Annotated in this window: 1 protein-coding gene; it reads left to right on the top strand. The window is 74.2% G+C overall.

Annotated features, from left to right (window positions below; all coding sequences use genetic code 11):
• Positions 1-123 precede the first annotated feature (123 nt).
• On the top strand, positions 124-7405 hold a 7282-nt coding region (locus ETD96_RS37485; RefSeq protein ID WP_274704678.1), incomplete at its 3' end, for an ADP-ribosyltransferase.

Below are 7405 nucleotides of genomic sequence, written 5' to 3'. Positions count from 1 at the left end.
ATGTTATCGAACAGTCACGCAAGATCATCTCGATTTCGATAAAGAATCTTGTCGTCTTTACCGCCGGGCCGAATCGGGGAATATTTCGCCCATCCGGGCGCCGTAAACCGGTCCCGGTCGCCTGTGGGCACAACCCCGAACGAGGGCACGGCACCGGGCGACGGCACAACGCCGGGCGACGGCCGAGCACCGACCGACGGCACGACACCCGGCGTCGGCACAACACCTGGGGACGGCACAACTCCCGGCGACGGGACAACGCCCGGCGACGGCACGACCCCCAGGGACGACGCGGCGCCCGACGAGGGCACCGGCGCGACGCCGGACGACGGCACGACACCGGACGAGGGGACGCCTCCCGCCGAGGAGCCCGCGCCCGGTGGCGAGCCGGCCCCTCGCGGCGCGGGGACCACGAACACCGCCTCCGAGGCGCCTCGCGGATCCGACGGGTCCGACGGCACGAGGGACCCCGCCTCGCCGTCCGAGGACGGTTCCGGCGTGCAGCCCGGTCTCATCGCGCCCATGCCGATGGGCATGATGGGCGGCCCCGCCGGCACCGCGTCGGCGGGCGGTGTCGGAGGGCCCTCCTCCGGCGGACCCTCCGTCGGCGGGTCCGAGCGGGCCCCCGGTTCCACGTCGCCGTCCACGTCCCGTGCGCCGGAACGTCCCGCCGGGGACGGCAACCCCAACCTGGAGTCTCCGCGCCCGAAGCCGGACTCCCAGTCCCACGCCCCCGTGGACTCCGACGGCGTCGTCCGCAACGAGCAGGCTCCGCCCGCGAACGAGTCGACGCAGCAGGACGGGGACGCGCCCCACAAGAAGGAGGCGGACGGCACCAAGCCGGACGACGGCTCCTCCGACGACGGCTCGTCCAGCGAGGGCACCCCGGACAAGACCGACCCGGCCGACGAGGCGCAGCAGCTCGCGGACGCCGAGCAGCAGGCCCGGGACATCCTCGCCCAGTTCGGCGACGACGCGCCCACGGTGGACTTCACGTCCAGCCCGATCGACCCGGCCGCGGTCCGTGAGGTCAACAACGCCCTCCAGGCGCTCTCCGCGGACTACCCCAGCACCATGCAGGGCCTGACCCACATCGGGTCGGAGGACTTCAACCAGTCGCTCGGGCCGGGCAACGACGACGTCCTCGCCTACGCGACGCCGGAGTCGAACGACCCCGGCATCTACCTCAACGACGACGCGTTCGCGGACAACGCGCAGCGGGCCGAGGACGGCGCCGACGAAGAGGCGACCGGCTTCACCGTGCCCGGCGGCGGCTCCACCGAAGGCGTCTTCACCCACGAGTTCGGCCACCACCTCGGCGAGCAGCTCCTCAACGACCCGCAGATGCTCGCGGACCTGAACCAGGCGGTCTCCAACTCCCTCGGCATCCCCTACGACGCGACCCAGCCACACGACCCGGCCACGCAGCAGCGCGTGGAGAACGCCCTGTCCGACTACGGGTCCGGCGACCCGCACGAGATGATGGCGGAGGCGTTCACCGAGTACCGCCTCTCCGAGAACCCCCGTCCGCTGGCCCAGGCCATCGGCCAGGTCATGGACCGCCACCTCGGCGCCAACAGCGGCAACACGCCCGCGCCGGACGGCACGAACGGCACCACGCAGAACGGCGACTCCACGCAGAACGGCGAGGGCAAGCCCCGCATCGGGGAGAACCAGCCGGGCTCCGACCCGACTCAGGACGCACCCGGCGGCGACACGCCCCGCACGGACGACGCCAACCCTCAGCCGGACGAGGGCAGCCCGCGCACTGACAACGAACAGCCCCGCACCGACGAGGGCCAACCCCGCGACACCGACCAAGGCCAGCCCCGCCACGACGCCGAAGGCCAACCACGCGACGCAGAAGGCCAGCCCCGCGATGGGCAGCCGCGCGACGCCGACGAGGGCCAGCCCCGCGACGGGCAGCCGCGCAACGACAGCGAGGGCCAGCCCCGCAACGACGGCGAAGGCCAACCACGCGACGGCGAAGGCCAGCCCCGCGACGGGCAGCCGCGCGACACCGACCAAGGCCAGCCCCGCAACGACGGCGAGGGTCAGCCGCGCAACGACAGCGAGGGCCAGCCCCGCAACGACGGCGAGGGCCAGCCGCGCAACGACGGCGAAGGCCAGCCCCGCAATGACGGGGAAGGGCAGCCGCGGGCGCGGGAGGGGCAGCCGGAGGACTCCGCCGACGGGCAGCCCGGGCAGCGGGACGTCCCCGAGGGGCTGCCGGACCGGCTGCACGACACCTGGCGCAACAGTGCGGAGACCCCGGCGGGGCGGGCGCTGTACGGCCCCGACGAGCCGCACATGCGCGGCGCGGCGGCGATGGTGCCGCCCGATCCCGCGGGCCGGTTCGTGCTCGACGCGCACGGCGACCGCAACGGGCTGATCGTCGGCGACCAGCGGATGAACGCCACGGACCTCGCGGCGCTGATCCGCAGCGACCCGAACTGGAACGGGCGCGACCTGCTCCTGCTGGCCAACAACAGCGGCGACGGCCGGCTGGCGGCCGACGTGGCGCAGCAGCTCGGCGTCCGCGTCACGGCCCCGATCGGCGCCGTCGACCTCAACGCGCTCGGCCATCCCGAGTCGACGGGCTGGACGGTCCACGACCCGGACGGCGGCCGCGTCGCGCCCGACCCGGTGCGCCGCTTCGACACCAACGACGAGGGCCAGCGGTACGGCGACGAACGGCTCGGGGACCAGTACCGGAACCTGCCGCCGGAGCTGCGGAACGCGCTGTACCAGTACACGGTGCAGTCGATGCCGAACGCGTTCCTGCGTCCCGGCGCCGACCTGCCCGGCTACCTGAACCACCTGCAGGGCGAGTACGGCACGGCGTGGGCGCTGAACAACATGAACGGCGGCAACGGCCTGCCGACGCTCGACACGCTGAACCAGTGGGCGTCCAACCCGAACCTGACGCCCGACCAGCGCGCGCTGGTCGACCACGTGATGTCCGCGCCCGATCCGGCGGATCGGCTCGCGCAGATCGCCGGCAACGCGAACTACTGGTCGTTCCTGCACGGGTACTTCGGTGAGACGCCCACCGTGGACGCGTTCAACGCGCGCGTCGGCGAGCTCGACCAGGCGCTGAACCAGCCGCTGCCGGAGCCGGTGCAGACCGAGCGCGGCCTGCACGACGTGAGCTTCATGCGGCTGCCCGACGGGACGGCGCTCGGCCCGCGCGACGCGCAGCTGCTCGTCGGGACGGTCCAGACCGAGCCGGGGTACATGTCGACGTCCCTCGGACGCGACCCCGCCGTCGTCGACAACAACCCGTTCGGCTACCGGATCCACATGGACCTGCCGGAGGGGTCGCGCGGCGTGTGGATGGGCGGCGAGAGCGCCTACCCGGACCAGCGCGAACTGGTCCTGCCGCGCGGCACCCGCTACGAGATCACCCATGTCGACCCCGACGCCCGGGACGCCGACGGCAACCCGATCGTCGAGATCCGCGCCACGGTGATCCCGCCGGACCCGGACCCGGGCGCGCCCGGCACGGGAGGCACGCCGGCGCCGAACGGCGACGGCTCGTGGCCCGGCGGCGCACCGCCCAACCCGGGCCCGGCGCCCAGTCCAGGACCGGCGCCGAACCCCGGCCCGGCCGGTCCGGGGTCGGCCGACCCCGGTTCGTCCCCGTCGGGGCCGTCGCCGCGGTTCCGCTCGACGCCGCCGTCCGACCCGGGTTCCGCGCCCGGGACGCCCGGCGGCAGCGACGCGGGCCCGCGCCCCGGCAGCGACGGCCCGGCAGCACGCGGCAGTGACGGCCCCGCCGCACGCGGCGGCGACGGGCCGGCGGCACGCGGGGACGACGGCCCCGCCGCACGCGGCGGGGAGGGTCCCGGTGCCCGCGGCGACGACGGTCCGGCGGCGCGGGGCGGGGACGAGCCCGCCGCGCGCGGCGACGACGCGGCGCCGCGCTCCGACGACGGCACCCGGCACGGTGACGAGGACGGCCCGGCCCACGACGGCGACACGGGCGAGACCCCGCCCGAGGGCCTCCCCGACCACCTGCACGACGTCTACCGCGGCAGCCAGGAGACCCCGGCCGGGCGCGCCTTCTACGGCCCCGGCGAGGGCTCCATGCGGGACCTCGCCTCGCGCGTGCCCGCCGACCCCCAGCGGTTCATCGTCGACGGGCACGGCGACCCCGACGGCATGCGGGTCGGCGACCGCCGGCTCAGCGTCGACGAGGTCGCCGACCTGATCCGCAACGACCCGAACTGGGACGGCCGCGAGGTGCTGCTGCTGTCGTGCGAGACGGGCGACGGCCAGTTCGCCGCCCAGCTCGCGCAGCGGCTCGGCGTGCCGGTCACCGCGCCGCACGGCCTCGCCTGGTCCGACTCGGACGGGAACGTGTACGCCTCGTCCGGCCGCCCCGGCGAGGACGGGCGGACGCGTCCCGACCTGCCGCCGAACGGCGGCTGGCAGACCCACCGCCCGGACGGCTCGGCCGCCCCGGCCGGACGCGACGGCTACGCGCCCGGCCATCCCGTGCAGGACGGCGGGACGAGCGGCCCGGCGCGGCCCGGCGACGGGGACGCGACCCGCGGTTCGCCCTCCCAGGACCCGTGGAACCCGCCGCAGGTGGACAGGGCCGCCACGCAGGACCACGCGCTGCGGCCCGACCAGCACGCCGCCGACGTCGACTACCCGAAGCGCGAGGGCCGGCACCGCATCCTGGCGCTGGACGGCAACGGCGACCCGGTCCTGGACCCGAGCGGGCAGCCGGTCGTCCGGTCGATCGTGTACACGAACGCCGACGGCCAGGTCACCCATGTCACGAACCCGCAGGCGGAGGGCGAGCCCGGAGCGCTCCGCGATCCCAACGAGAACATCGACCTGACGCAGCCTAGGCCGGGCGTCGTCCACCAGATCGACTTCGGCCAGGGGGACCCGCACGTCTTCGTCGGCGGCGAGGACGGGCGGTCGCCGGCCGCGGCGCCGTTCGACCCGCCGACTCACACGGCCGACGGCGAGCCGCTCAACGAGGTGACCCGGACCCACAATCCCTCGGACGGGCCGTACAGCGCGAGGCAGCCGCTGGACGCGGACGCCAGGATCGAGGTCCGCGACGGGGACGGCCGCCTGCACGGCATCTTCTGGACGGACGGCGACGGCAACATCACCCATGTCCGGACGTGGTTCGGCGACAAGGACGGCGTCGCCAACTACAACCCGGAGCTCGGGCTCCTCTCACACAAGAACGACGGGGTCCCGCTTCCCAACGTCAACTACATGGTCGAGCCGCGGGACCGCTTCGCGACCCTCGACCCCGCGGACTTCGACCCGAGCGACGCCGTCCGCCGCGGCGACCTCGGCGCGCTGCGCGAGGACGACCCGAACGGCATCCCCGGGCAGACCACCACGGCCGGCGCCAACGGGCCGCAGCACCAGGTCCCTCCGGGCACGTTCCTGTTCCACACCGACGAGAACGGCCAGACCGACATGGCCACCGGCCGGCCCGACTACGCGGTGGGCGGCGGCGCCCGCTACGGGGCGCAGGGCCACGTCGGGCACATGGGGAACAAGGAGTACTCCGGCACCCGGTTCAACGGCGGCCACATCTTCGGCCACCAGGGGCAGGGCCCGCGCGAGCGCATCAACTACTTCCCGCAGTGGGAGGTCGAGAACCAGGGCCAGAACGCCCACCAGGTCACCCGCCCCGAAAGCTGGTTCGGGCTGGAGGAGCGGCTCGCCGCCCTCGACCAGGACCCGCTGAACAACCGGCGGATCGGCCGGTTCGAGTTCTTCGCCGAACCGAACCGCACCGTGGACGGCGACCTCGCCTACACGCCGCGGGTGATCCACGCGCGGTGGTCGGAGACCGACTTCAACACCACCCCGCCGACGACGACCGTCCACTACCGGTCGTTCTACAACCTGCCGCCGAACCAGCACGGCACGGCGCCGACGCTGCCCACCGACGCGAACGGCAACCCGAAGGGCCCGGCGCGCCCGTTCGGCTGGACGGATCCGGCGCCCAGGTCGGCGGGCGAGCCGCCGGAGCCAATGGCCCGCTCGGCGGACCCGACGCCGCCCGACGACGCCGCCTCCCGCCCGGACCCGGCGGACGCGCCGCGCCCCGACCGGCCGGACGCGCAGACCCCGGAGACACAGCAGTCCCCGGAGGCGCAGCGGAACCCGGAGGCGCAGCGGAACCCGGAGACCTCGGAGACGCCGGAGACCTCGGAGACGCCGCAGCGGGCGTCCGACGAGGTCATGCGCACGATCCACGACGACCCGGCCGTCCGGGACATGCTGGACCAGGCGGGCGAGCCGCTGGGCGACCAGCTCCGCACCCAGCTGCGCGACACGCTGCCGAACCACCCCGAGCTGGCCCGCATCATCGCCGGCGACGGCCTGAACGACGTGGAGACATCCCTCCGCGAGTCGCTGCTCGCCAGGCCGAAGACCCTGAACAGCGTGCTGACCCACCCCGAGGCCGTGCGGATCCTCGAAGGGGCCGTGCACGACGTCAACGAGCGCGGCGCGGACGCCATCCTCGGCGGGGACCGGGTGAAGGCGCAGCCGACCCCGCTCACCCCGGACCAGGAGCGGATCAGCCGGGACCTCGCCGACTCCGTCGTGAACGAGCGGCGGCCCGGGGAAAGCCGCGAGGCGCGGGTGGCGCCGGACCAGCCGGACTTCGACCCGTCCCGGGTCGACCCGGACCAGGGACGCGACGACCCGTACCTCAACGAGTACCTGGACGGCCTCTACGCGGCCAAGCACGAGTCCGAGGCGCTGCTGCACGCGCTCGTCCACGACCCGGAACTCGCGGAGATGGGCGCGGACCCGAAGCTGCGCCCCGGCGACAAGGACCGGGTCCGGGCCCTCGACAAGATCATGGGCGACTACGAGGGGGACGCGAGCCGCCTCAACGACCTGCTCGGCGCCCGCATCCAGTTCCGCTCCGTGGACGGGCTCTACCAGGCGCTCGGCAACATCCAGCGGATCGCCGGGGAGCACGGCGTCCAGATCGTGTCGGTGAAGGACCGGATGCAGAACCCGGTCCCGAGCGGCTACCGCGACGTCCAGCTGACGATCCGGATGCCGAACGGGCACATCGGCGAGCTGCGGCTGCACCTGCGCTCCATCGACGACGTGGCGTCGTACGAGCATTCGCTGTACGAGGTGCGCCGCGACCTGCCGAACGTCGCCGACAACCAGAACCGGGCCGTCACGCCGGAGGAGCGCGCGCTCGACGAGGCCATCAAGCAGCGCGTGATCGGCCGCAAGAAGCTGACATTTCCAGGTGTAATCGGGCAGCCGGAGGCGAGCTTCGGCGCGGGCGCGCTGGACTCCCCCGCCGGGGCCCGGTGCGGCGAGAAGGGCCATCTCCGGTTCACCCCGAGGGCCAAGAAGTCGCTGGAGCCCGGCCTGGACGTCTTCGTCA

It is taken from the genome of Actinomadura geliboluensis, from assembly GCF_005889745.1.
Taxonomy (GTDB): Bacteria; Actinomycetota; Actinomycetes; order Streptosporangiales; family Streptosporangiaceae; genus Spirillospora; species Spirillospora geliboluensis.
The sequence above is the reverse complement of the archived record's forward strand: the minus strand, read 5'-3'. Positions and strand labels throughout refer to the sequence as shown.